The sequence below is a fragment of the Sulfobacillus thermosulfidooxidans genome (genome assembly GCF_001280565.1).
In the GTDB taxonomy this organism is placed as follows: domain Bacteria; phylum Bacillota; class Sulfobacillia; order Sulfobacillales; family Sulfobacillaceae; genus Sulfobacillus; species Sulfobacillus thermosulfidooxidans_A.
In genome coordinates this window covers 2652497-2676528 of the sequence record NZ_LGRO01000001.1, presented here as the reverse complement: position 1 = coordinate 2676528, position 24032 = coordinate 2652497, and the positions used below count along the sequence as shown (strand labels likewise).

The following is a 24032-nucleotide window of genomic DNA, read 5'->3' as shown; positions in this document are numbered from 1 at the left end:
GGTATCCCTTGGGTCTACCCTACTTCATTCATTGGTGAAATAGGATGAGCAATATTCGACGTTATTTACTAGACAAAATCATTTTCGTTCTCTATAGTAACGCGGGCAAGGTGTTTGGCGTTTAATATAGAGATGGAATACAAAATCATGGCGGTTTTGTTGCTCGTCCCGAATAGGACTGGCAGCAGGATATTCCGGATGGGGGATTTATGTGGCATTAAGAGTTGATAAGTCTCAAGGATCACAATGGCTGAGCGTGCCTGTACCTGATGACAAACAACCCAGAACACAACACCGGGTACAAATTGATCGTGAAGTACTGAACTTGATTATGCAGGAGGATCCCCGTCCTCCGGAGCTTATCCTTGACTTGATTGCGCGGCGGGCAGTCAAGCGCATGCCTGTACCTAATAGTGAGGAGGGCGACCGGTTAATCACACGCCACAACTTAGAACTGGTCTGGCCCAAATAATGCAAAGGGACGCAGTCCGTCTGCGTCCCTTTATGCGAGCCTTATGTCGTAGCACGCAAGATTTCTTGAAGATCCTTAGCATCTAAGGTTTCCCGTTCAATCAGCTCAATGGCAATCCGGTTCAATGTGGCCCGATGTTGTAACAAAATATTTTTGGCCCGCTCGTATTGCTGCAAAATAATGTGACGCACGGCTTGGTCAATTTTTGAAGCCACCTCTTCGGAATAATTCCGTTGGCGGACTAAATCGCGGCCCAAAAACACTTGATCTTGGCGGGTTCCATACGTCATCGGCCCTAGTTCCTCAGACATACCATATTCGGTAATCATCTGTTTAACCATTTTGGTCGATTTCTCTAAATCATCCGAGGCGCCCGTGGAAATTTCACCAAAAACGATTTGCTCAGCCGCTCTTCCCCCTAGTGACATCGCCACTTTATCCAGAATTTGTTCTTTGGTTACAAGATAGCGATCCTCTTCGGGTAAGGGCATCGTATAGCCCATAGCCATGCCACGCGGAATGATTGTCACTTTGTTTACTGGGTCCCCATGGGGAACCAACATCCCGACCAACGTGTGTCCGCCTTCGTGGAAAGCGACGACACGCTTCTCAAATGCCGATAATACCCGTGTTTTCTTTTGAGGCCCAGCCATAACGCGTTCTGCGGCTTCTTCAAAATTCTTCATGGTGATCTTTTTCCGCCGTTCCCGCGCAGCGAGAAGGGCCGCTTCATTCGCTAAATTGGCCAGATCCGCTCCGGTAAATCCAGGCGTCCTACGGGCAATCACGTCGAGATCAACATCCGCGTCAAGAGGTTTATTGGCCACGTGCACTTCCAAAATCTTTCTTCGTCCTGCTTGATCAGGTCGGGGCACCATAATTTGACGGTCAAAACGTCCCGGACGCAATAATGCCGGATCTAAGACGTCAGGGCGGTTGGTCGCGGCCATAACAATAACACCCTCATTGACACCAAATCCATCCATTTCCACAAGTAATTGGTTTAAGGTTTGCTCACGCTCATCATTGCCGCCGCCATAACCAGCTCCCCGCATCCGACCCACAGCGTCTAATTCATCGATAAAAAGAATACATGGTGCATTCTTTTTTGCTTGCTCGAAGAGATCGCGAACCCGGGACGCTCCTACACCCACAAACATCTCTACAAATCCCGAACCACTTTCCGAGAAAAAGGGAACCCCGGCTTCGCCGGCGACTGCTCGCGCTAAAAGAGTTTTTCCGGTACCAGGAGGACCAAATAATAAAACTCCCTTGGGAATTCTTGCCCCCATATCTAAGTACCGTTTGGGATTTTTTAAGAAATCCACAATTTCTTCGAGTTCTTGTTTCTCCTCATCGACCCCCGCAACATCGGCAAATGTCACCTTCGGTAAGTTATCTGCCTGTAAACGCGCCTGGCTCTTACCGAAAGACATCATACGGTTGCCGCCTTGACTTTGTCTAAAGAAGAAAAACACAAAACCGATCACAATCAACACGGGCAAAAAGTCCCCAATGAGACCAATCCATACAAAGGAACTGGAAGGCTTTTCTACCGTGACATTAGCGCCTTCCTTATTAAGCTGCGCACTTAATGTATTCGTTTCGCCTGGCGCATATACAGTCTGATAATGCTGACCCTGTTTGTTAGTCCAACTCACCACATGTTGAGATGGATTGACATCGGCGCTAGTCACCTGATGTTTGAGGCTCGCTGTGATCAGCGAACTGTAAGGAAGTTCCTGAACTTGTGCTGTGCGGGCATTGAGGATGTCCATCAATGTCGAAATAAAGAGCACCACCAGGACTATTGTGATGACGCCTCGAAACCACCGGTTTTGCATCGGATCCCCTCCGCTGTGAAGCTAATGCTCCGTAAATAAAAATAAAAAATTTTTGCCTGATACATTACAATAGCACTTTTCGTCAAGATTGCGCTATAGGTTCTAGCTCTCGGGCTAGTTTTGCTCTAAAACGGGCATACTCATACCAAAATTTGGTGAAAGGAGAAACGATAGTGTTTTGGAAACAACGTCTCCCTTGGCTTCTTCTGGCCGCTTTGTGGCTGGAATCTGCTCTTGTCCGTCCTTACCTTTCTCCCATGGTGCCCATCTTTCCGTTTTTCCGTTCATGGCCTGCGGCCTGGGGGGTATGGCTGCCCCCGTTGAGTGTGGCCGTGTTATATCTCATCCTTGGACGAATTTTTCGTCAGAAATCGTGGTTGCCATGGTTAATGGCGGCATTCTCTGGCCTTTACATTACCGTCGACACCATCATTTTTTCTACCCATTTGGGACCCCATGCTAGTAGTTTATTTTACAGAATACCAGCCTCTCTATTCGTGCTTGCTCTCTTTATTGTGGCGATGGACCCCAGACATTCCCGGCCCAGTTCGTGGATTTCCGTAATTGCTGGCGTAGGCATGATTGCCGCGTTTTGGGGAAATCCCTGGTGGGCCTTCATCATGGGGATCATTTTAGCCATCCTGATATGGAGGCGCCATCAGGCATCACAGCAGCCCAATCCAGACATGGAAAAATCCCGCTAGCTGCGGGATTTTTGCGATCACTGGTCATTACCACTGGCTATACAAAGCATATAACGCTTCCACATTGGCAACGTAACCTTGAGTAGCTGGAACGACTTGATCCCCATACGCTTGAACGGCACCAGGACCGGCATTATACGCTGATAAGGCTAAAGATAAGTTACCTCCAAACATATTTAACATATCACGGAGATATAAGCATCCTGCTATCAGATTTTGTTGGGGATTATAGAGTTCACTGGGAGGAATTCCTAGAACTTCTGCAGTTCCAGGCTCCAACTGCATCAGACCGATAGCTCCGGTAACACTCACGGCATGCGCATTACCGCCCGATTCTTCCGTAATTACTGCAATCACTAAGGCGGGAGGTAGATTATCTTGTTCAGCAATGGGAGTAACGAGGGGCAACATGGCGTTGTATAAAGCTCTTCGGGATAAGGTACCTTGAGAAAATTGCCCTAACAATGATTGGATTTGCGAAGCAATTTGGTTAATTTTTGAACCCAATTGCGCCATATTTTGTTGGATCTGGGCCTGCTGATTTTTTAATGTTGCTTCGACTTGTTTTTGTTGAGCCAATGTGCTTGCGGCATTTTGAGCGGCACTGATGGCTTGATTATGTAGAGCAATGGCCTGGCTTTCTTCTTGCGCCAACATGTTTTGTTCTTGTTGTAATAAGGCTTGGTGCGCTGCCAGCGAAGCACGCGTTTCCGAAAGCAATGTCGCCTCCGCTTTTAAGCTAGCTTTTTCTTTGGCTTCTTGCGCTTCTTCTTCTTTAATCACATTAACCTCTGCAGCCGCTTGTCCCGCAATCTGGCCCAATAAAGACAGACGACTGACAAAATCGGTAAAGGAATGGGCACCTAATAGAACATCCAAGTATCCGATGGATCCGCGCTCTTCGATTAACTGTAATTGCCCATTTAACAGTTTGCTTTCCTGAATTAAACTCGCTTGCGTTTGTTGAATTAAGGCCTCAGTTTTTTGATAATTGGCCTCTGTAGCATTCAACTCGTTTTGCGTTGCATTCAGTTGTGCCTCGGTACTACTTAATAAGGCTTGGGTTTGCTGCATCCGCGCCTGGGTTGAGGCAATTTGTTGATTGGCGGATCCGACCATCGCTTGATCTTGCGCCAATTTTTGATTAAGAGAACTAATCTTTTGCTGCGCCTGATCGATAGCAGCTTGGGTTTGTTGGTACTGACTCTGTTCCGCCGCTAGCTGAGCCTGTGCTTGGGCTTCTTCTTGTTGCAACTGTTGGAGCGAAGCCCCGTAGGTCATCACGACCGGTCCAGCGAATACAAGAAGACTAGCTCCTGTCAGCGCCAAGGCGATTTTGCCTCGCATGCGTCCAAAAACCCCTCCTTCTTCTATCGGCAGTCCGCAGAAAAAAATCGAATCCTGCCTAAATTCTTTCTTGCGCACTGCCACACTGCCATAATATATTCGCGATACATGCTCTTTTTCCTGCTAAACTGCTAGGATATCGATGATATTCCAGGTTTTTCTGGTATTGCCGTCGGATTTTGTCAAAACATAATAGGACAAAGAGAATACTCGGCCTTGGGTCGAAATGACGAGTGATAACGCTAAGGAGACTAGACCGTGGAAGACGATGTAAAAGCCGCTTTACGTGCGTTTTTTGATGCTGTACTAACCGCAGAACCCCTATTAAATGAACTGCGCACCGAATATGGACTGAGTTTAGCGCAAATCCGTTGTTTGTTTCAATTACGCTCCGGTGAACAAACAGCCGGAGAATTAGCCAAGTCCTTAGGAATTCGAGCCACGTCACTTACCCGCATGATCGAACGTTTGGAAACAGAAAATTGGGTCAAAAGACAAAATGACAAACACGATCGGCGCCGGATTGTTTTGACGTTAACTAGGGAAGCTGAAGACATGCTTTCCCACCTGGACTTTTTCTTAGATAGTCCCGCAGCAATAGGAATAAAACGGATGAATCCTGAGGAACGTGTCGAATTCACCCGGGCCTTACAACGATTTTTACAGCACGTTTCGGATACACAAAATCTGCAGCGAGATTGACGCATCCTATCAACAGACAAATAATATTGCCAGCTAATGTCAGGGGGAAGATAAGACGATTGACTGGGCCTCCATTTTATCTGTTAAAAGCTCAGTTACCTTCCTAAAGTGGAGAGTTTGGTGCACCAACATCCAAGCGTCTTACATTATAACGGTGCAGCCCATAGAGCCATCTCTCCCTACTGCCCAGGAATTACCCTGGAAAACCAGTTATGGAGTGAATTCATGAATTTTGGCATCGTTATTCCTGTCTATTTTGGCCGGTCATTCATCCAGCGGGCATTAGACAGCGTCTTTGCGCAAGATGGAGTTTCGGGCCATTTAACTGTCTTTGTTATTGAAGATGGTACCCCGGAACCAGAAAATGTAGAAAACCTTATTGCCGCCTATCCTGTTCACTATGTGAAATTACCGGAAAATCACGGCGTATTTTATGCACGCTGGGTTGGATTCTCTCAACTTCCAAATACCACAGAATTTTGTGCGTTCTTGGACCAGGATGATGCATGGCATCCAAAATTTTTGTCTCATCTCGCGGCTATCCTCATGCAAGATGAGACCTTGGGATTTGCTGCCTGTAATGCGCGCATCTTTAATACCCACGGTAACTATGTTCTATACCGCGATCGCCGGCCCAATTTGTTGTTCGCCGACTTAAAGGTGGCTAATCAGCTGATTTCACCGAGTCAAGTCTTGATCCGCCGCGATGCATTAGAAAAATTAAATTGGAACATAGACCTTCCTTTCCTTCCTTACCCCGTCGCAGATGATTGGCTTTTGTGGTTATCCATATTATCCCAAGGCTATCAAGCCGCTTATACCCATGAAGTACTTCTCGATTATTATGATCATGCCGACGGAGCCCATCACCGCAAAGATATTATGGCCCAAAGCGAAGAATACATCGTTGAACACTGGTTCCCCCGTTTACAACTGACAACATGGGATCAACGCCTCTATAAAGGGCGCATCGGCTGGGATCATATTGTGCAGGGATTACGATCAAAAAACCTTCATGACTTCGTAAAGGGCTTACATTATCTTGTTCGAGATCCAATTGCCGTCAATGCAGCTCGACAATTCCGCCGACGTCACCGGAAAAATCACATTGTTTAAGCAGATTAGCCGGAGACGAGATGCTTGGAAAACTCACATCATTGAAACACGGTCATGCAGTGCATCGTACCATAAAGGATTATCTTAACCACAACAATCTGGGGTACGAGCTTTGGTATAATGCCCGAGTAACCTATTATTGCGTCGGAACGATCAATGACATGGGGTTAGATCACGACCAGAACGAGCGGATAATTAAGACAATCAACGTGATTGTATATGACATTCGCGTGACAAATCTCAGTAGGGAGGGTTATTGTCAACCGTGGCCAAAGATCTGCACACTAAAGCCCAAATCCTAAAAGGTGCCCAAAGGGTATTTGCCCAGAAGGGATTTCAAGCATCCATTAAGGAAATTGCGTCGGCAGCCGGGATCTCAACCACAAGCCTTATTTTTTGGTATTTCAAGGATAAAGAGAGCCTTTTTTTAGAAGTCATCAAAAGTGCATCTCCTTTAGGGCAAGTGCAAGAGGTCTTAACGACAAGATCGCCCCATTCGGATACGGTCACTTCACCACAAGCCATTGCAGCCGTAGTCGAGAAATATTTTTCTGTTTATCACGACCCTCTCAATCGTGCGATACTGTTTCAAATGCTCGCACATACCGATAGGCATACCGAAGTTCGGGCGTTATTACATGAGCAGTTAACGACCGTGATGAGTGGACAAATGACCCATATTATCAAAGAAGGACAAGATGCTGGGCATTTTCGCCACGATTTGCCTGCAGAATTTTTAGGACAAACCTGCCTTGGCCTCTTGTTTGCTTTAGTCACGCGGTGGCATGTCGAAGGCATCCTGCCATGGTCGGCCCATGATGTCACGCACAATCTCCTCGCTCTATTAACCCCTCTGCCAGAACTTCCATCACCGTGAAAGATTTTTTTGAAAACGCCCATTCCCTATTAAATAGTAAGGTGTGAAACCAGGATGATGGAATCCTTGCCTTTTGTATCGATAATTATTGCAACCTATCACCGGGATGACAGTTTGATTAACACCATCACCGATTTACTTCATTTAGATTATCCATCTTTTGAAATCTTGGTCATTGATCAAGATCCATACCATAGTCGTGACGTCCATGACCTGCTGGAAACATGGCATAAAAATCACGCAATCCGCTGGATTCAAACGCCAAAACCTGGTCTGACCCGAGCCCGTAATGTGGGCATCACCAAGAGCCGGGGAGATCTCATCATCTTTGTTGATGACGATGTGCGAATTCCCGACCAACAATTTCTTCATTGTCATGTCAATCTTTTCTTAGAAAATCCCCATGTGGGAGCCGCAGCCGGAAGAGTCCTAGAACCGGGAAAACAGCCGTTAGCGGTTCACCGTCACATCGGATGGATGGGATATTGTGGAATGCGCGAACCCGGTTTCGGGTCCGATTTTTCCGCTCCTGCCTATAGTGTCCGGGGCTGCAACATGGCATTTCGCAAAAGGGTCTTACTGCATGTCGGTGGATTCGATGAACGCTATACCAGGTCTGCGTTTCGTGAAGATACCGATATTTCTTTTCGAATTAGAAAAGCCGGCTATGCGATTTGGTTTAATCACAAAGCCTGGCTTTACCACTTGTCGGCACCTAGTGGAGGTACCCGTGACGAATCGATTGCTGTCGAATCCGATATCATGCTCAATGACTGGCGGTTTGCCTTATTTAATCTCCCAATGGGCCAACAATTTCTTTGGATCGCCAGACTTTATGCCTCTCGGGTAATTAAAGCCAGCCTAAAGCGCGGTTATTTTTCCGAACGTCATCGGGCCTTTTGGCAAGGGTACCATCAAGCCAAAAGAGATCGGGATGCGGGCCCTCGGGTCAGTCTTCTCTGTTAATAAGATAAGGCATGATCATTAAATGCTCATGCCAAAGTGGACAGTTCTTGCCATGAACGACGCACGCGTTCCATGGTTTGTGCAGTCGGTAAGCCAACGTCTGCCACCAATTGAACCGGTTGACATTCTTGGCGAATGACTTGATGAATGTGGGAAAGCATATCTGTAAAAGGCAATTGTCCCTTCATCGGGTATTCATAGATAACCCGATTCCCTTGCCGCCATTCGATAGCGTCGCGTGCACCGGGATGATACATTTTCGTAATCCGTATTTCCCCTTCAGTTCCAACAAAACGGGTAAACGTGTCATAACGGCGGAAAAAGGACACATTCATCATCAGCTGTATTTGACCAGGATAGGTCAAGATTCCCCACATAGCGCCGTCTACTTCGCCCTTCATCAAGGCTTGGGCAATGATATGATTCGGTGTGTTCTTCAATAGGAGTGAGGTAATGTGTACAGGATAACAACCTAAATCATTGAAGGCACCACCGTCAAAAGTTTTTACCCACCGAACATCATCCGGTCGTGCCAGCACGGTATTAAAGGTTCCATGAATCTCTTGGGGAGCGCCAATCGCTCCTTGGTGAATCAGTTCTTCTACTCGTTGCCACTGAGGCTGGAATTGAAATGCATAAGCCTCCCATAATAAAGCGTGCCGCTGTTGTGCCCGTTCGATAATCTCTTGGGTTTGGGCTAGCGACCCGGTTAGCGGTTTTTCGCATAAAATGGCTTTACCCGTTTCTAAAGCTTTTAATGTCCATTCATAATGCAAGTGATTGGGTAAGGGTATGTAAATGGCATCTACCTGATCGTCATCTAAAACAGCCTGGTAACTGCCACTCGCACGAGTCACATTATAGTCCTTGGCAAACTGTTCTGCCCGTGCTAAATCCCGACTGCCAATATGCCATGCCACGCCATTTCCAGTTTCATGCAGCGCGGGTAAAAACGCACTCTTTACAATCTCAGCGGTTCCAAGAATTCCCCAACGAATCATTGAACCATTCACTCCTTTACCTTCTCCAGCTGCTGTATCATTATCTCTGGTATCCCTGAGATCTGTGATCTTTATTTTTTACTGCCTTATTGGCTCTACAGCATTTTCATCTATCAAAACATCCTAGAAGGACATTCTGCACAGTGGGAATGCCTTAAGTTATAGACAAAACGCTTAGGTTAAAAGATTCGTGCAAATCTTGCAGCATCCTATGCCCTTATTGGCAAGCTCGTCAAGAAATATTCGAGGCCTGAGAATGCGTTCCATTTTGTCTTCCCGCATGCCAAGCAACGGCACTGGCCAGCAGTAAAATAGCCATCAATGTCGCCCATGCTCCCGCGAAATGTTTGGTCCAGTCAATTAAGGATCCTAGTAGCGGCGGAAAAATAGCCGAACCCAAAAATATGATCGTGCCAACGAGTCCCATGGCAAAACCCGCTTGCTGAGAGGCGACAGATTCCGCTGCCCAGGTCAAAGACAAGGCATTCCATCCAATCGTTCCCATTCCCGTCAAAAACCAAACTCCCACGATGAGCCAATAGGGAACATGAGCCGGTAAGAGCAAAATCACTGCGATCATGCCACTCCCTAAAATTCCAGTGAAAGATATCACCCGTGGACGGTTCCCCTTTAACCGGTCACTGATTCGACCAAAAAGAATGCGGCCCAATCCTCCCCCAATTTGGGCCATGGCCAAAGCCCAACCAGATTGCCCTAAGGTCAGATGACGCTCATCATGGAGATACTCCAAGGTGAACGTCACCAAAAAATATTGCCCCGCCACCATCAGAAAGGAAACGATGGCAGGCCATTTCAATGGACGAAAAGAAGAGGAGTGCTTAGGTGTTTCCCGCACCGATGATTTAATGTTAGGTATCACTGCGCTAAAGATCCCATTGAATAACACAAGTTCTGCCATAAATAACAAATACACCGCAGATAATCCGAAATGTATCACGATAACCGGTAATATCACTGCGGCTAGCGCAGCCCCTAAAGGCACTCCGGTTTGCCGAATGCCCATAGGCATTCCCCGGTCGCGGTCCTGAAAAGCGGTGAAAATGGCTTTACTGCCTGACATCGGCACAGCAGACAAGCTCATTCCCAGTAAAAAGAAGCACACCAAGACTAGCACAAAGCCTTGGACCCAGCGTAATCCCAACGCCAATAAGGCCATGACCCATGTTGCGCGGAACAACAACCGTTTCGGACCCCACGTATCGGCAAGAATGCCCATAAACACCATGCTGGTCATTACGCCCAAACTCATAGCCGACGTAATAAAACCAATTTGTTGAAAATTTAAGGCGTATTTTGTCGCCAAGAAAAATCCTAGGACAATGACACCTTGCTGCACGAATGTCATTCCGGTTTGCGATAACATAGCCCAAAGAAGATACCATTTGGGTTCCACCTTGCCTAAAAAACTCTGCGTATCATCAAGGAGTTTTTCCATCGGTTTCCCTTCTTAGCGAAAATTACCGTACATGACCATGGTTGGCAGTGCGTACATTTTTTCGAGCTGTCCTTCAAGAAAGGACTGTATCAGGAGGGACAAAGTATGCTTAAGCTGCCATATCAACTCAACCGAGCCGTTATCATGGGCATACTGGGCACCATTCTTTTTGAAGCGCTGGTCGCGTCGGCTCCTATGATAGGAGCCCCCGTGCTCAACGTGGCTTTGTGGGATGGTAGCCTTTTCACATTAAATCTTCGACTCGCCACCATCTTGGGATTTGGTTTAGAAATCATGTTAGGAACAGTTTTAGCGTATATTTACCAACATTGGATTGGCTGGCGTCTTAAGGGCTCTTTCTTGCAAAAAGGTCTGATATTTGGCACCTCCCTATGGATATTATTAATGGTTTTCGGTCTACCTTTATTCGACCGCATTAGCCCTTTGGTGAATAACGGTCTAATGCTGGCCCCAGGACTGTTTGCAACACGTTTTGGCCTCAGTACGGCGTTTACCTTCCTTTTCGCCCTATTAGCCTTTAGCCTGAGCCTGAGCTATCTCGATGAACATGCAAAGAGCTTTCCGTTTCACTAACAGCAAAAAAGATAACGTATTCTACAGCATATCTAATGGAACCGAAGGCCCAAACGGGCCTTCACACGTCTCTTTGAGCTTTTATCTTTACCTTTAGGCTTCATGACGATCTTCCTGACCTTGCGAGTCTTCCAATGCTACAGAAAATTGTCCTTGTGTCGCCATAGACCGGGTTAAGGTCCAAAATCGAAAAACTGGACCATTATGTAAACTGCGTAAAAAACGTTCTGCCTGGGCAATGGCCCCACTGCGGAAGTCATGTGGCGCAAATAAGTACCCTCGTGCGGTACCGCTATGTGCGGTGACCACTCCCCATCCATGTTGGTGAGCTTGTTCAATCACCTGGGCAAGGATCTGGTCATGAGGATTTCGCTCCCATTGCACTTCTGCAGATATAAGGCCAGCTTGCCCGAGTCCCCCAACATCATGGGCATAAGCCGCTTCTCTGGCCATGCGCAAGGCTTGCGCAAGCCGAGCTTGTTGAGCAGGCGAATAGGGTTTACGAGATTGATGATGCAGTGCGGTATTGACCCGCCCATGCCCGATTAAACCCACAATCACGGCATGAGGAGCCCTGGGCCATTTCTCTAACAGGATCCCCTTAACGGGCTCGAACGCTACCATCTGTGGATACATGACACCGTCAGATGGTTCAATTTGTGCGGCTATCCGCGCAATCATCGATGGTAATAATGTCCGGCCATAAGCTGCGGCTACTGCCCGAATAGATGCTACGATATCCGCAGAACTTGATGCCATACCCTTACCGATGGGAATTACTGAGGAGATACTTAATGTTCCTCCTGGTTTCTTCAACGCACGGCATGCTAACGTCGCAGCAATTTGTGCTTTTTTACGGTGTCTGGGATACACCACAACATCCTGATTCTCCCCCGGAATGAATTTGGCCCGGGTTCCCCACCGGATCGGTATTGTTACCAAAAACGGAGTTTCATCAATAACCCCTTGAACAAGTTCGCCAAATGTTCCGGAAGAGAATCCCCAGCCGGCCTGCTTCATAGGGGCCCCCTCCTTGAAACTCCCCTTTATTGTATCATGCCAAGGCTAAGGCGTCAGGCTCCCGAGACTCGCTTGACTTTTCCTTTTAGGGAGAACTGGGAGTGCTGCCACTACTGGCTAGGGCTGATGAGGTTAAAGACGGAAGATTTCCCCACTGATTTAATAAACTGTCCACGGTGGAGGCATTGCCCTCCACAATCACTTCGGTGTTGTGGACGGAAAACGCCGCCTCTTCCATGTTATCGGGAAGATTTGCGACCACCACGGTCAAGGAGCCCACGCTTTGTGTCGTCGATGTTAAATTGCTGTTCGGTAATGCGGTGACAGGATGATGAGTTGATTTTTCCGTAATAATGACCGAACTGGAGTCTTGCGCTGTGAAACTCAGAATCACCACACGTTGTCCTTGGGTATTGGTGCCCGTATTAATCGCATCGAGTGTCATACCTGCACTCGAGGGTGGTAAGACAATGGGAAAGTTCAGTTGACTTTTGGCCAGGTTCAAAGCCGTTCCGGTCTGGGTCAGTGAAATAGCTGGTGTTACTCCTTGGGGCGGCGAAAATGAAAATGTACTGGCCGGGACATTCGGATTCACCTGAAAATGGCTAAAGGTTTCCGTAATCTTGGTTTTACCGACCTGCATGCTAAAAGATTCTGGGGTATTGGTGCTGGTATCATAGATCAACAGGGCATCCACCGGGCTCTTAGAAGACGGGGGAACCAAGGTCATCATTAAACTGACCTTGTCACCCTTAACCCGCACGCCATGTACTTGACTCTGGCGAAGCCACTTAGGAAGCTCCGCGGCAATCATCCAGGGCGCATCGGTTGCAGGAAGACCGGCTAAGACCGAATAGTGCTTGGAATTTTGGGGATACCAAATGGTTTCATGGGAATTCACATAAACAGATACGAGACGGCTTCCCAAAAGATTGATGACATATTGACCGCTTGGCAGATTACTGGTAACTTGATAATTCAAAGTCTTAACCTGGTGCGCGGACGTGATTTCGGTCTCCTTCACCGTGGCACGAACATTTTGCCACGAAGACATCCGCGACAAAATTTCACTGGCAACAGCTTTGGGCTTAGAATTATGGGTGATGGCCTCAGGGTGACCAAAGCCACATCCTGCGAGTACTATGACCCACCCTCCAGATATGAGATATGCATGCCAACGTTTCATGATTCTATCGTATCGTGTTTAGTCCGTTCGGGCAATCTTTGTGCACTGGGATTAACGGACTGGCATGGAATCCTCAAGCGTTGTGTATCATGAAAAGTGCTCAAAGAAAGACTTTGTGAGATCTATAAAAATACGATTTTTTTGCGGAGGACTATGTCAAACGTCATTCTCTCAATTCTTGTGGTCTCCATTGTGGCCTTAATGGCACCGTGGATTTTATTGCGCACCAAAGTCAAAATTCCCATAGCCGCGGCGGAAATTTTATTAGGAGTCGTGTTCGGCAAAAGCGGATTGGGTTGGATTCAAATTTCCGGGCCTATTAGCTTTTTGTCACTATTTGGCCTCTCTTATATTATGTTTCTCTATGGATTAGAAACCAACCTAGATTCATGGCTCAATCAGGATCATGCTCAACTCCAACACGCTCGTTGGTTGTGGCCCATTATTGTCCTGTGGATTGGTTTGGGTTTTGCCGAAGGGTTTCTTCTTTTGACTTTTCATGTGATTCACAAAGTGATTCCGATTTCCTTGCTACTAGCATCCAGCGCTCCGACCGTCTTGTTACCCACGTTAAAAGAACGGGGACTCGTCAACACCAATTTTGGCCAATGGATTTTGTCTATCGGGCTGCTGGTCGATTTCACGACGTTAATGGGTGTCACCGCATTGGCCGCTTTAGATCATCATGGTGCCATCTTGCGCATCTTTTTGGTCGTGTTAATGTTTGTGCCCCTGGTGATTGCTAAGTCCACCTCAAGATTTTTGCACCGGGCCTGGTTTGGCAACGGTCAAGATACGGTCACCAGTCAAATTGGGGTCCGCGGAGTGATGATGATTATTACTCTCTTTATTGCCCTAGCCGAAACCTTGGGAACTATCACCGTGTTGGGGGCATTTTTAGCAGGGGTTGTCGTATCCCTAATCGTCGGCAAAGACCGTGAGATTCTACAAGATAAGTTGGATGCCTTGGGATTTGGCTATTTCATTCCCTTTTTCTTTGTGACAGTCGGGAGCAATCTAAATCTTCGGCCGGCTTGGCAATCCAGCCATGTTCTTTTGCTAACCGCGTCTTTCCTCTTAGGCATTATCGTCATCAGTGTCGGCATTTCCTTTCTGTTAGCGCGCTTATTTCCACGAAGAGAAACCATTGCCATGGCGACGTTATTAGCCACCCGCTTATCGGTAACGGTGGCGGGATCTTTGATTCTGTTTCAGGCGCACATTATCTCGCAATCCGTGTATTTAGCGATGATTATCACCTCGATTTTGTCCGCCGTACTGTTTCCCCCGATTTTTCACCGGTTCAGTCCTCAAAAACCGTTGCCGAAGCAAGATATTATGCTCATTGGTCCCGCGCACTGGGTCAAGCCCATTGCTAGTCATTTAGCCGCCCAAGACTATCCCGTCTTAACCTATGACAATGGCTCTGAGGCCTTGGCAAGCGCGGCCATTCATGCGGGAACTGTGCGCGTCGTGGCGTTATTGGGCTCCGCCCAGTGGCAAAAAAATATTATTTGGGGCAATCAGTTACAGCATATTTTAAATCCCGATCATGTCATCGTGGATGTCCCCACAGAAGCCCGAGAACAAGCAAATGCTGCGGGTTTGATACCCTTTGTTGCGCCTCTGGCCTCTATGCAGCTACTGGAAACCCTCATCCGCTCGCCGTTATCAGGATTATCCGACGCAAATATGTGGTCATCCATGATGGAGTTGGAAGTGACCAGTCCCTATGCCATTAATGTCGCGCTCAAAGATTTAAAACTCCCTGAAGACACGCTCGTTATTGGCATATCACGTCACCGGGAACATTTAATTCCCCGGGGTTCCACGGTGCTTCGCGCAGGCGATGTGATTACTATTGTGTGTCCTGGACCAAGGCGTAGAGAAATCCGACAAATATTTGAAGTCCCGCCGCCCTTTTAATTAAATTCGCTGGGCCTCGGAAGTCAGCTTCGAACGCCATTCTTCAACAGGCTCTCCCCCCAATTGAACCGCCTCGAGTAAGGCCCCGAGCACGGGAGGCAGGAGGGGTAAATGAATATCACTGTGCGGAAATTGCGCTTGGACGAGTTCCCTAAAATGATTTTGCAAAATCGGCGAGACGCCTTCCCATAAGGATCCCACTAATATGACTTCGAAAGGATCATTATGCCACGGCAATTGATTGGCAGCGGCGATAACTGTTTGGGCCAGGGATTGCGCCATGTTCTGCAACAGGTTTATCGCCACGTCATCATTGTGATTCGCTGCCTCAAAGCATGCGGGAACCAGAGCCAAAAACGCAAATGGGTGAATCGTGTGAAAATACATCGCGCGTTTTAAGTCTTCATAACTATTCTGGCCCAGCCGACGCAACACTTCCTGTTCCAAAATGGTTTTTGGCCCGCGCCCTTCGTGACTGCGAAAGGCCACATGAAGAACTTCGCGGGCCAAATCGGCTCCCCCGCCGAAGTCTCCCATTTCATATCCTAATCCACCAATTTGACAGCGCTGACCGCTTGGATGTATGCCCAGGACATTGGTCGAGGTCCCGCAAATTACCGCGATACCATAACCTTGACGCGATCCTCCCAGCAAAGCAATTTCGGTATCATTAACGATGGTATAAGACAACCATGGCAACAGATGCGTTAGTTGTTCAGACATCGCGGCAATATCTTCAGGAAAATCGGCTCCGGCTAATCCCAAAACGGCTCCTTTTATGTCCTTCGGATCATATCCTTGGATGACAGCTGTAAGACTTTGAGCGAGTTGATCCATTGCCCCCTCTAGTCCTAAGGGGCCTTGGGGATTGGATGGCCCTCCATGCACAATATTGAGGAGCTTCCCATCTTGAGCTAACACAACATCCGTTTTACTCGCGCCGCCATCGACTCCAATATATAATGTCATGAGGCAAACTGCGGCAAATACGCCGCGTTCTCCCGCAAAATATCTTCCAAGATTTTATGCGCAATCTCACTTGAAGGGACTAAAGGATTGGTTAATAAAGCGGCTAAAGCTTTTCCCCGGTGACCTTCTACGGCCGCTTCAATCGTCAGTTGTTCATAAGCTTTCACTTGTTGGATCAGCCCTTTCACTTCCAAAGGTATAGGCTCCATGGTGATCGCACGCGCCCCGCGCCCATCAATAATGGCCGGGACCTCAACAACGCTATCAGCCCCTAACGCATCTAGTGCCTGATCATTTTTAACATTAACAATCATTTCGCGCCGTTTATTGAGTGCCAGGGATTCGATTACCATGACCGCCACCGTACTGTAGTAGGCTCCTCCTCGCTGCATTAGCATATCGGGCAATGTGATTTGCTGGGGATTTTGATATTGTTTAAACAATTCCGCCTCAATCGCCATCACTTGAATGGCCCGAGTACCTTTGCCATTTTCGATATCGGCCAGCTGCTTTTTCAACATCACGTCCGTATTCCAATAGTACTGCAAGTAGGGATTGGGAATCATCGGCACAGCGTCTAGTATATAGGGAGCCCAGGTTTCCTCAGGAATATTGGCCATGGTACTTTTCACTGCATCATTAGACATGTTTTTTAAAAATTCTATAACCCCAGGCGTTATATCTTTCCCGTGAACATAGACATGCCGGGCAAAGGACAAATGATTGAGCCCCAAAAAATCTAAACTAATGGCCTCTGGTGCCACATTAAGGGCTCGAGCAATAGTTCGTTCAATGGTAATGGGCACATTGCACAGGCCGATAGTCCGGATCCCTTGATAGCGTAATAAGGCTTCGGTAATCATGCCCGAAGGATTCGTAAAATTAATTAACCATGCCTGGGGATTAATCTCTTCGAGTTCCCGGGCCAATTCCAGGGCAACGGGAATCGTCCGCAGCGCATTAGCAAAACCGCCCGCGCCCACGGTTTCTTGACCGATCGCACCATATTTGAGCGGAATACTTTCATCACGGGCCCGCGCCGTTAATCCCCCCACACGAAATTGGCTCAACACAAAGTCGGCGTCGGCCAGCGCTTGATGGCGGTTACATGTAGCTTGAAGAATAAATTTTTTATTGCTATGATCGATAAGTCGTTGACAAAACGTCCGGATTATTTCCATTTTGTCGCGGCCTTCGGGAATGTCGACCAACGTCACCTGCTCAATCGCTAAATCATCGACATCCAGAAGACCAGAAATAAGTTCCGGGGTATATGAACTGCCCCCGCCTATAACAGCGATTCGAATTCCTGATTTCATTGGGCTTCTTAACCCCCAGCCAGTAGAATTACCTTGATCATACTCGATTTTTTGGTCTTCCAACACAAAATTCTTTTCCAGAACCCTGATAAAGATGTCTTGTTTCGCACAGGATTAAGTATGATAAAAGTGGGTTAGTGTCTCACCACGACCCAAAGCCGGATAGGGATTTCGAATTATGTAGGTGTAATAGAAAACAGCGAAGATTATAAGGAGGACAACGTGGATTATAGTAATGAACGGGTGGCCATATTTGTGGATGGCGCCAATATGTTTTATGCTCAACGCGTCTTAGGATGGCATTTAGATTTCGCGCGGGTTATCGAATATTTTACGCGCGGACGGGAAATCTATAATGCCTTCTACTATACCGGAGTGCAAGTCCCTCCCGATAATAGTCAGCGGGATTTCCTTACCGCCTTGCGCCATTTAGGGTTTACCATACGGGAAAAATCTATAAAAGAAACATTGGACCAAAGTTCCAGTTCCGTCATTCGCCGCGCTAATTTAGATATTGAGATTGTCATTGATATGTTTAGTACGGTAAATCGCTATGACGTTGCCGTACTGATGTCTGGTGATGGCGATTTCGAGCGGGCCGTCGAATTAATTCGATCTCGCGGCAAAGAAATTGTCGGGGTAGGCACGCGAGGAATGATTTCCTCGGAACTAGAAAATGCCTGTGATCGTTATGTGAAGCTTGAGGATATTCGTTCCGAAGTCGAAAAAGTCCGTTAGCTAGTGCAATGGTTGTGACGGGTTATCCCAGCCTGCTTGTCCAAAAAGCAGGCTGGGATTTTCTCCCTGTCCTCCACCCTTGGCCGCGCTCTCATGTGTCTTCTCGCTCCAGAAGCTTTTCATTTCTCTGAAGCTCATCAATCCAGATGGACACCATCGAGGAGAGTCTGGTATCTCAAAGCTAGAACAACGCGATGCTTAGCCAGATGGATGAAAACATGTCACAATTGAAGGAATCAGGCAATCTGATCCGAACTTATCATTGGCGGGTGAGGCGGTCCACATTATAATAACTATGGTAATTCAGTAGGGGGAGACGCAGTGCATTTGAGATTATGGCTAATTCCCAGTACCATCATTGCTTTCTCCGCCATTTTCATCGGGGAACCTGAAGCATTGGCTGCAGTGACTAATTTGAGTATTGCATCGCCAGACGCTATTCCCACGTTACCGGCCAATTACACATTCACCCAACAAATTACCCTATCAAATAAAACCGATGCCACGGCTTACGATGTCAAAGCCTCCGTGGTGTTATTAGCTCCTGAGACAAGTTATTCCGAAGTCGCATTGGTCCAGGAAAGCCAAACACCCGTAAGCACTTATCATGATCAGTACGGAAATCTCATTGGAACATTTTTATGGAATGCCATTGCTCCTCATACATCTGTCAATTTAACTTTGACATATACGGCAACGTCTTCGGAAGTAAATTATCATTTGCCCACGACCTATCCGCCGTATAATGCCCATTCTTCTGTGTATAAGTTCTATACCAATCCGCAATTGGAATCACAGCAGGTCAATACGGATTCGCCGGTTCTAGAACAAATTGATCAATCCGTAATCAAACCCGGCGAAAATCCCGAACAAAAAGCTCAAGCTCTTTTCAACTGGGTAGTGCAGAATATTCATTATAATTACTCATTGCAAGCTTCAGGAAGTGCTGTGGCCACTGCGGAAACCCATTTGGGTATTTGCAGCGATTTTGCCGACTTATATGTGGGGTTGCTTCGTACTGCTAAAATTCCTGCTCGCTTTGTGGGAGGATATGTCACAAGCAATGGCAGTGGACAAGGCGGCTTTCATCAATGGGTAGAATTTTACCTGCCCAGTGTGGGTTGGGTGGTTGCCGATCCCACATGGGGTGCCTATGGCTATTTTGCCTCTTTGCAAGATCATTGGCATATCGGCTTATATGACGGTATTCGCAAAGATATTACCGTCACCTGGAATTATTCCCCCTCGGCGTTAACAGCCACTCAAGCTAAGAAGCAAATTACCATTAGTTATCAGTATCAGTTTCACAAAACTGTTCCGATCGCACCGTTAAAGCCGGTCATTGCGCCAAAACACAAAGCCGCTAAAAAAGTTCGGCCGATTTTAGATCCGCCAATTATTTCGCATAAAGTTCAGAGCGTGCCCTTAAATTTTTGGCAACAATTGTGGGTCAGTGTCACCCAGTGGTTCTCTAACGGCACAAGAACGCTGGCCCATTGGTTGGCTAAATATTTCTAAGACTGCCTAAAACTTTTCAGAACCCAACGCATAAGTTTGGTCAATCAAGAGAGGCTACTGATGGAGGTGGGCACATTATGAAGAATCATGACATCGAGATTCCAACCACTTTGGATACGGTGTGGAGTTACGTTCAAGACCGTTACGCCAATCAGCAAGCTGACCATCTGGACTCATGGCTCATCGACTTGGGTGAGCGCGTCACTCAAGAACAACAAGAATGGCAAAAGCCCGATGACTGGCTAGCCTACCAAGCATGGAGCGTAGCGGAAGACAACGAAAAATCCCAACTGGCCCATCTTTTTATGCGGACTGTCGGACACAATACCTTTGACACCGAATCAGATGTCAAACACTAACAGTCCCAGTTCCCGACTCCGCGCTCCCTTTTGGGAACGCGGAGTTTTCAATTCTGGACTCAATTACCATCATGGAAAAACGCGGGAAGCAGATACTAGGCATGGAGGTGGTTTGATGCCAAGAATTTTTGGATGGTTCAATAACTCCCAAACCCTGCTATCCTGTATCGAAAAAATTCGTCACTCGGGAATGGTATCCGTCCTGTTACGTCAGCCCAACGAAAGGGTGCTAGTTATGGGCCCTTTAACCAAAGACGTGGGCCCCTATCCATTTTTAGACGTGCAGCACCATATCCGCCGTTTGGGTCTTTCGCGCCCATGGGCCGAAAAATATACCCGAATTTTAGAAAAAGGCGGCGTTGTTGTTTGCGTGGACGTAAAAGAACCCTCTTTTACCGATATTTTAAGTCAGTATCAAGCTCGTGATCTCACCCTCATCCCCTAAATCTACTTACACCCACGGCGATGGCACTTGGGGATCAACAAGAAAACGAAACTTATCCGGTTGTTGACCAATTAATTGATATAATGGCACATTCACGGGATTCTTGATCAGATCGCGCGCACGGAGTTCACGAATCACGCCAATTTCGGCATAACTTGGATTGAGCCGGGATCCTTCCGGTCCAATCCATAATCCGGCGCCGCGGTGGCGTGCCAGATCTTCATAATCCAAATAGATATCTTGCGCATGGACAAACGTCAAGGCCAACACGTCTTGCCCCGTGTTCATGCTCACATGACTATAACCCGGCGGGATCATAACCCAGTCGCCTTTGGCGGCAGAAATCAGCAAAATTTCCGAAATGCGGTCGTGATTCGCCGCTTGAAGCAAAAATAATGCCTCGCCATGAACCACTTCCACCAATTCTCCAAATAGATCTGAGCGGTGAACGCCTGTATGAATGTGTCCAGCCGTCTTACTCCATTCCCAGGTTAAACAGCCGGGCCACAACATGGTCACATCCACCCCAAAACCTAAACGCCGAAATTCTTCTTGTTCACTTTTCAGATGTACACCTTCATAAACATGGTAAACATATAAAGGACCCTTGGCATCCGGATCTTCTAAAAACGGCCGCAGTTCTTCCAAACTTCGGGCAACATGATGGTCATATCCCGCATCAATTAACGGGTAGAGCGGATCGTCCAAATGTCCCGTCCACGAAAAAGGAATCCCTAAATGCGTTGTTAAATCAAACAAGCATGTCACCACCATTTGCTTCTGCCTGTATGATAGCAAAAATCGCAAATGGTTAATATTTAATGAATGGCTAAAGCCATCCACACCCAGGCGACAAGTTCAATAACATCGATGAGACGGGTTTGTGTAGGCCGTTCTGCAGGATTTTGAAACCACAAGACAACCGTTATGATGGCTCCTAGCAAAAATAATATCGCTCCAAAGATCGGGACAATTCGTGTAAAATAAAGGATTTCTCCAGCGAGGGCCACAATACGAAACAAGGAGCCGGGGCTTAATGGTTGACCGCGAAAATCTAAACTGATTCCCAGCATGGCAATTGCTGATATCGTCAATCCAATTTCATTGACCACTTCAATCTGCCCCCTTTGCCCTGGTCTACCATATTCAGGGTCCCAAAAGAGGTGACTCTCAAAGCGTTCACGTGGTCAAATATGAAGGGAATATTTATTCTACGCGGCAAAGGATTACGACGTTTCTCTATTGCCTTAAGCGAATCATTCGTTAAAAGCCGATTGAGCCTTAATAAGACAATCTCTAATCTCCCTAACAGCATACAGGGAATCCGTTTAAACCGTTCTGATGGACTTATCCAAATCTGACCACTTCTGACCAAATCTGTCGCCACCTTCCTGGTTCATCGCGTCGCGGCTTCTTAGGGTCTCAAGGACCGGTCGTCCACCGGAGGGCCCTCCCCAAGCGAGTCACCGAGCATTCCTCCCATCAGGCAGGAATGGATGGGCGGCTGCCCATCGAACTCTCGGCCACTTGTCGTAAATTGTTCGCCGCATTGATGTCCAGGTCGTGATACATCCCACACGCCGGACACGTCCATTTCCGCACCGATAAGAGCATTTGTGCCATGCGATATCCACACACGGAACAGATCTTGCTGCTCTTAAGCCCCCAAATGCTTCTAGACAGGATCTCCTTGGTACGTTACACAGCCACCATCTGAACAATAAGAGAAGAGGTCATGACCATCTCGATCAATTTGCCTTGGGGATGGTCATGACCTCTTCGCCAGGTGCATCTATGAGGGCGCTCGATTTGTTGTTATTAGAAGTAATGCCTAGAAAATTTCCCTAGGTACAAGATTACATCGTCTTTTTTCACAACTCATCATGCCTGTTGACTGACTCGCAAAGATTTTTGTCGGTTCAAAAAATGTCGCAGTGGCAACGAATACCTGGGTTGTGGTCTTTATTTCGGCGTTTTGGGTAGGATGGGACCACAACCTCAATCAAGCAGCTCCTGCGTCCCGATATCGAGGAAAGCTGCCTCGTGTTTTGACAGGCAGTATAAGCCACAAAACACCCCATAAGAAAGTCGGTTCCGGATTCTCTGTGATGCCATGACGCGACGCAATCACGAAAGCAATTGCTCAAAATCTTAACGAAAACGCATGAGCCATCTTAAGCGGACAAAACGCAACAAACTAACCATCACCACCCCCAGAGCCAGACTCATCAACGTCACCACCATAACCAACATTGTGACATGAAAGGCATCTAACATTGTCGGCGCAGTGGGAGCCATAATGAGAAAATCTCGATCGGCAAATGCTGGGAGGGTAAACTGTCCCAAAGTCGCCTCAACGGGCTTAAAAAACACCATGGTCATAATCCCTGCGTAGACGGCATGAAGAAACCGGGCCAAAAAATACGGTTTCATCGAAATATCGGTGTCGGCCAACACCGACGCAACTTGCCCATGTACCGACAACCCTGACCAGGCCACAATGGCCGACACCAAAATGAGTTGTTGCAGCAAAGGGGCCGAAGCATGGACAGCCGCAGCTGATCCTAAATCGATTTCAAAAAATCCTTGAACGGCAGCTGGAACCAGATTAGGTGACAACCCTAAAAGATGAAACAGTGCTTGAAAGGGTGTGGTCAAAATCACCATCAGTCCACTCTGTGTTAAAACACGTAAAAGGACTGCAAAGAGCACCATAAAACTCATGATCATAAACAACGTTCCCATCGATTCGGAGATGGCTTCATTAATGACTTGACCATATGGTCTGCCGTCTTCTTTTCGTCCCCGCATCATCGCATCTAATGCCCGTTTATGGATTCCCCGGAGAACAATCCCCTCGTCCGAAATGGGTTTATCGTGCCGGCGCCCATAAAATCGATACGTCAAACCCACCATAATCACCGAGGAATAATGAGCTAATGCCAGTACCGCGCCTAAATCCGGCTGACCGAATAATCCTACCGCGACCGCTCCAAATAAGAATAAAGGGTCTGCACTATTGCTGAAAGCCAACAACCGCTCCCCTTCGATTTTGGTGCATAATTCCTGCCGACGAAATTTTGCCGTTAGCACAGCATCCATGGGATATCCGGCCGCGAGCCCCATCGAAAAAACAAACGATCCAACTCCTGGGACATTAAATAGCGGGCGCATTAAAGGTTCAAAATATACGCCAAGGTAATGTACCATCCCCGTCGACAGCAACACATCCGACAGAATGAAAAATGGCAACAATGAGGGAAAGACCACTTCAAAAAACAGCTTTAAGGCGCTGACCGTAGCATGATATCCATGCTCGGAAAACACGATCAACGCAATTGTCAACAGGAGCATAGTAAATCCGGTGATGACCACCGCAACCCGATTGGGTTCCCGTTCCTCCATACACGCCACCTCGTCCTTAGGACTTCCCTCCATACTATGTCCCAGACAAGAAGAGTATGACGCCACGC

24 protein-coding genes are annotated in these 24032 nt (G+C 47.3%); 12 read left to right on the top strand and 12 right to left on the bottom strand.

Going from position 1 to position 24032, the window contains the following annotated elements:
- Window positions 1-211: 211 nt before the first annotated feature.
- Entirely contained in the window at window positions 212-472 is a 261-nt protein-coding gene (locus AOA63_RS13040; protein ID WP_053960110.1) for a hypothetical protein, read from the top strand.
- Window positions 473-513: 41 nt separating this feature from the next.
- On the opposite strand, the gene ftsH is transcribed toward AOA63_RS13040, so the two are convergent.
- On the bottom strand, window positions 514-2316 hold the full coding sequence (gene ftsH, locus AOA63_RS13035) for an ATP-dependent zinc metalloprotease FtsH (RefSeq protein WP_053960109.1): 1803 nt from the start codon (window positions 2314-2316) through the stop codon (window positions 514-516).
- 173 nt (window positions 2317-2489) lie between these two features.
- Here ftsH and AOA63_RS13030 point away from each other — a divergent pair, with 173 nt between their 5' ends.
- Window positions 2490-3020: a hypothetical protein gene (locus tag AOA63_RS13030; RefSeq protein WP_053960108.1), complete on the top strand. Its 531-nt coding sequence runs from the start codon at window positions 2490-2492 to the stop codon at window positions 3018-3020.
- A 27-nt stretch (window positions 3021-3047) separates the two neighbouring features.
- Here AOA63_RS13030 and AOA63_RS13025 read toward each other — a convergent pair whose 3' ends face one another.
- On the bottom strand, window positions 3048-4367 hold the full coding sequence (locus tag AOA63_RS13025) for a transglycosylase SLT domain-containing protein (RefSeq protein ID WP_053960107.1): 1320 nt from the start codon (window positions 4365-4367) through the stop codon (window positions 3048-3050).
- 258 nt (window positions 4368-4625) lie between these two features.
- On the opposite strand from AOA63_RS13025, the gene AOA63_RS13020 reads away from it, so the two are divergent.
- The 4 genes from AOA63_RS13020 (at window position 4626) to AOA63_RS13005 (ending at window position 8028) form a co-directional block, all read left to right on the top strand.
- Window positions 4626-5069 (top strand): MarR family winged helix-turn-helix transcriptional regulator, encoded by a 444-nt coding sequence (locus tag AOA63_RS13020; RefSeq protein WP_053960106.1) that lies wholly within the window; start codon window positions 4626-4628, stop codon window positions 5067-5069.
- Window positions 5070-5294: 225 nt separating this feature from the next.
- On the top strand, window positions 5295-6185 hold the full coding sequence (locus AOA63_RS13015) for a glycosyltransferase family 2 protein (RefSeq protein ID WP_053960105.1): 891 nt from the start codon (window positions 5295-5297) through the stop codon (window positions 6183-6185).
- Window positions 6186-6450: 265 nt separating this feature from the next.
- Window positions 6451-7062, top strand: a complete 612-nt coding sequence (locus AOA63_RS13010) for a TetR/AcrR family transcriptional regulator (protein ID WP_053960104.1) — start codon at window positions 6451-6453, stop codon at window positions 7060-7062.
- Between the two features lie 54 nt (window positions 7063-7116).
- The gene (locus tag AOA63_RS13005; RefSeq protein ID WP_053960103.1) at window positions 7117-8028 is read left to right on the top strand and encodes a glycosyltransferase family 2 protein; all 912 of its coding nucleotides are present in this window, start codon (window positions 7117-7119) and stop codon (window positions 8026-8028) included.
- A 26-nt stretch (window positions 8029-8054) separates the two neighbouring features.
- Here AOA63_RS13005 and AOA63_RS13000 read toward each other — a convergent pair whose 3' ends face one another.
- The gene (locus AOA63_RS13000; protein ID WP_053960102.1) at window positions 8055-9029 is read right to left on the bottom strand and encodes a Gfo/Idh/MocA family protein; all 975 of its coding nucleotides are present in this window, start codon (window positions 9027-9029) and stop codon (window positions 8055-8057) included.
- A gap of 232 nt (window positions 9030-9261) precedes the next feature.
- Window positions 9262-10485, bottom strand: a complete 1224-nt coding sequence (locus tag AOA63_RS12995; RefSeq protein ID WP_053960101.1) for an MFS transporter — start codon at window positions 10483-10485, stop codon at window positions 9262-9264.
- Between the two features lie 105 nt (window positions 10486-10590).
- Between AOA63_RS12995 and AOA63_RS12990 the strand changes: the two genes are divergently transcribed.
- Window positions 10591-11079, top strand: coding sequence for a hypothetical protein (locus AOA63_RS12990; protein ID WP_053960100.1), 489 nt, complete (start codon window positions 10591-10593; stop codon window positions 11077-11079).
- A gap of 93 nt (window positions 11080-11172) precedes the next feature.
- Here AOA63_RS12990 and AOA63_RS12985 read toward each other — a convergent pair whose 3' ends face one another.
- Together AOA63_RS12985 and AOA63_RS12980 are read right to left on the bottom strand one after the other, a co-directional pair.
- Window positions 11173-12099: a hypothetical protein gene (locus tag AOA63_RS12985; RefSeq protein WP_053960099.1), complete on the bottom strand. Its 927-nt coding sequence runs from the start codon at window positions 12097-12099 to the stop codon at window positions 11173-11175.
- A gap of 85 nt (window positions 12100-12184) precedes the next feature.
- Window positions 12185-13285: a hypothetical protein gene (locus tag AOA63_RS12980; RefSeq protein ID WP_053960098.1), complete on the bottom strand. Its 1101-nt coding sequence runs from the start codon at window positions 13283-13285 to the stop codon at window positions 12185-12187.
- A 153-nt stretch (window positions 13286-13438) separates the two neighbouring features.
- On the opposite strand from AOA63_RS12980, the gene AOA63_RS12975 reads away from it, so the two are divergent.
- The gene (locus tag AOA63_RS12975; protein ID WP_053960097.1) at window positions 13439-15211 is read left to right on the top strand and encodes a cation:proton antiporter; all 1773 of its coding nucleotides are present in this window, start codon (window positions 13439-13441) and stop codon (window positions 15209-15211) included.
- Here the strand turns inward: AOA63_RS12975 and AOA63_RS12970 are convergent, their stop codons facing one another.
- Together AOA63_RS12970 and AOA63_RS12965 are read right to left on the bottom strand one after the other, a co-directional pair.
- The gene (locus AOA63_RS12970; protein ID WP_053960096.1) at window positions 15212-16180 is read right to left on the bottom strand and encodes an N-acetylglucosamine kinase; all 969 of its coding nucleotides are present in this window, start codon (window positions 16178-16180) and stop codon (window positions 15212-15214) included.
- On the bottom strand, window positions 16177-17499 hold the full coding sequence (locus AOA63_RS12965) for a 6-phospho-beta-glucosidase (RefSeq protein ID WP_053960095.1): 1323 nt from the start codon (window positions 17497-17499) through the stop codon (window positions 16177-16179). Before AOA63_RS12965 ends, AOA63_RS12970 begins: the two co-directional genes overlap by 4 nt.
- Before the next feature lie 222 nt (window positions 17500-17721).
- Here AOA63_RS12965 and AOA63_RS12960 point away from each other — a divergent pair, with 222 nt between their 5' ends.
- The 4 genes from AOA63_RS12960 to AOA63_RS12945 all read left to right on the top strand — a co-directional run bounded on the left by AOA63_RS12960 (window position 17722) and on the right by AOA63_RS12945 (window position 20559).
- The gene (locus AOA63_RS12960) at window positions 17722-18237 is read left to right on the top strand and encodes an NYN domain-containing protein (protein WP_020375586.1); all 516 of its coding nucleotides are present in this window, start codon (window positions 17722-17724) and stop codon (window positions 18235-18237) included.
- A 321-nt stretch (window positions 18238-18558) separates the two neighbouring features.
- Entirely contained in the window at window positions 18559-19755 is a 1197-nt protein-coding gene (locus AOA63_RS12955) for a transglutaminase-like domain-containing protein (RefSeq protein ID WP_053960094.1), read from the top strand.
- 77 nt (window positions 19756-19832) lie between these two features.
- A complete protein-coding gene (locus tag AOA63_RS12950) occupies window positions 19833-20114 on the top strand; it encodes a hypothetical protein (RefSeq protein ID WP_053960093.1) in 282 nt (93 codons plus the stop codon).
- Between the two features lie 115 nt (window positions 20115-20229).
- On the top strand, window positions 20230-20559 hold the full coding sequence (locus AOA63_RS12945) for a hypothetical protein (protein ID WP_053960092.1): 330 nt from the start codon (window positions 20230-20232) through the stop codon (window positions 20557-20559).
- Between the two features lie 6 nt (window positions 20560-20565).
- Here the strand turns inward: AOA63_RS12945 and AOA63_RS12940 are convergent, their stop codons facing one another.
- The 4 genes from AOA63_RS12940 to ylbJ form a co-directional block, all read right to left on the bottom strand.
- Complete coding sequence (locus tag AOA63_RS12940; RefSeq protein ID WP_171822721.1) at window positions 20566-21318, bottom strand: glucose-6-phosphate isomerase family protein; 753 nt, start codon at window positions 21316-21318, stop codon at window positions 20566-20568.
- A gap of 59 nt (window positions 21319-21377) precedes the next feature.
- The gene (locus tag AOA63_RS12935) at window positions 21378-21671 is read right to left on the bottom strand and encodes a hypothetical protein (protein ID WP_053960090.1); all 294 of its coding nucleotides are present in this window, start codon (window positions 21669-21671) and stop codon (window positions 21378-21380) included.
- A 370-nt stretch (window positions 21672-22041) separates the two neighbouring features.
- Complete coding sequence (locus AOA63_RS19040) at window positions 22042-22206, bottom strand: zinc ribbon domain-containing protein (RefSeq protein ID WP_278277071.1); 165 nt, start codon at window positions 22204-22206, stop codon at window positions 22042-22044.
- Window positions 22207-22710: 504 nt separating this feature from the next.
- Window positions 22711-23964: a sporulation integral membrane protein YlbJ gene (ylbJ, locus tag AOA63_RS12930; RefSeq protein ID WP_053960089.1), complete on the bottom strand. Its 1254-nt coding sequence runs from the start codon at window positions 23962-23964 to the stop codon at window positions 22711-22713.
- Window positions 23965-24032: the final 68 nt, after the last annotated feature.

Excerpts from the sequence above, each read along its gene's own strand:
- AOA63_RS12985 (WP_053960099.1), bottom strand. The coding sequence starts at position 12,099 with ATGAAGCAGGCCGGCTGGGGATTCTCTTCCGGAACATTTGGCGAACTT.
- AOA63_RS12965 (WP_053960095.1), bottom strand. The coding sequence starts at position 17,499 with ATGAAATCAGGAATTCGAATCGCTGTTATAGGCGGGGGCAGTTCATAT.
- ftsH (WP_053960109.1), bottom strand. The coding sequence starts at position 2,316 with ATGCAAAACCGGTGGTTTCGAGGCGTCATCACAATAGTCCTGGTGGTG.
- AOA63_RS12950 (WP_053960093.1), top strand. The coding sequence starts at position 19,833 with ATGAAGAATCATGACATCGAGATTCCAACCACTTTGGATACGGTGTGG.
- AOA63_RS12990 (WP_053960100.1), top strand. The coding sequence starts at position 10,591 with ATGCTTAAGCTGCCATATCAACTCAACCGAGCCGTTATCATGGGCATA.
- AOA63_RS12975 (WP_053960097.1), top strand. The coding sequence starts at position 13,439 with ATGTCAAACGTCATTCTCTCAATTCTTGTGGTCTCCATTGTGGCCTTA.
- AOA63_RS13005 (WP_053960103.1), top strand. The coding sequence starts at position 7,117 with ATGATGGAATCCTTGCCTTTTGTATCGATAATTATTGCAACCTATCAC.
- AOA63_RS12945 (WP_053960092.1), top strand. The coding sequence starts at position 20,230 with ATGCCAAGAATTTTTGGATGGTTCAATAACTCCCAAACCCTGCTATCC.
- AOA63_RS13015 (WP_053960105.1), top strand. The coding sequence starts at position 5,295 with ATGAATTTTGGCATCGTTATTCCTGTCTATTTTGGCCGGTCATTCATC.
- AOA63_RS13025 (WP_053960107.1), bottom strand. The coding sequence starts at position 4,367 with ATGCGAGGCAAAATCGCCTTGGCGCTGACAGGAGCTAGTCTTCTTGTA.
- AOA63_RS12970 (WP_053960096.1), bottom strand. The coding sequence starts at position 16,180 with ATGACATTATATATTGGAGTCGATGGCGGCGCGAGTAAAACGGATGTT.
- AOA63_RS12995 (WP_053960101.1), bottom strand. The coding sequence starts at position 10,485 with ATGGAAAAACTCCTTGATGATACGCAGAGTTTTTTAGGCAAGGTGGAA.
- ylbJ (WP_053960089.1), bottom strand. The coding sequence starts at position 23,964 with ATGGAGGAACGGGAACCCAATCGGGTTGCGGTGGTCATCACCGGATTT.
- AOA63_RS12980 (WP_053960098.1), bottom strand. The coding sequence starts at position 13,285 with ATGAAACGTTGGCATGCATATCTCATATCTGGAGGGTGGGTCATAGTA.
- AOA63_RS13000 (WP_053960102.1), bottom strand. The coding sequence starts at position 9,029 with ATGATTCGTTGGGGAATTCTTGGAACCGCTGAGATTGTAAAGAGTGCG.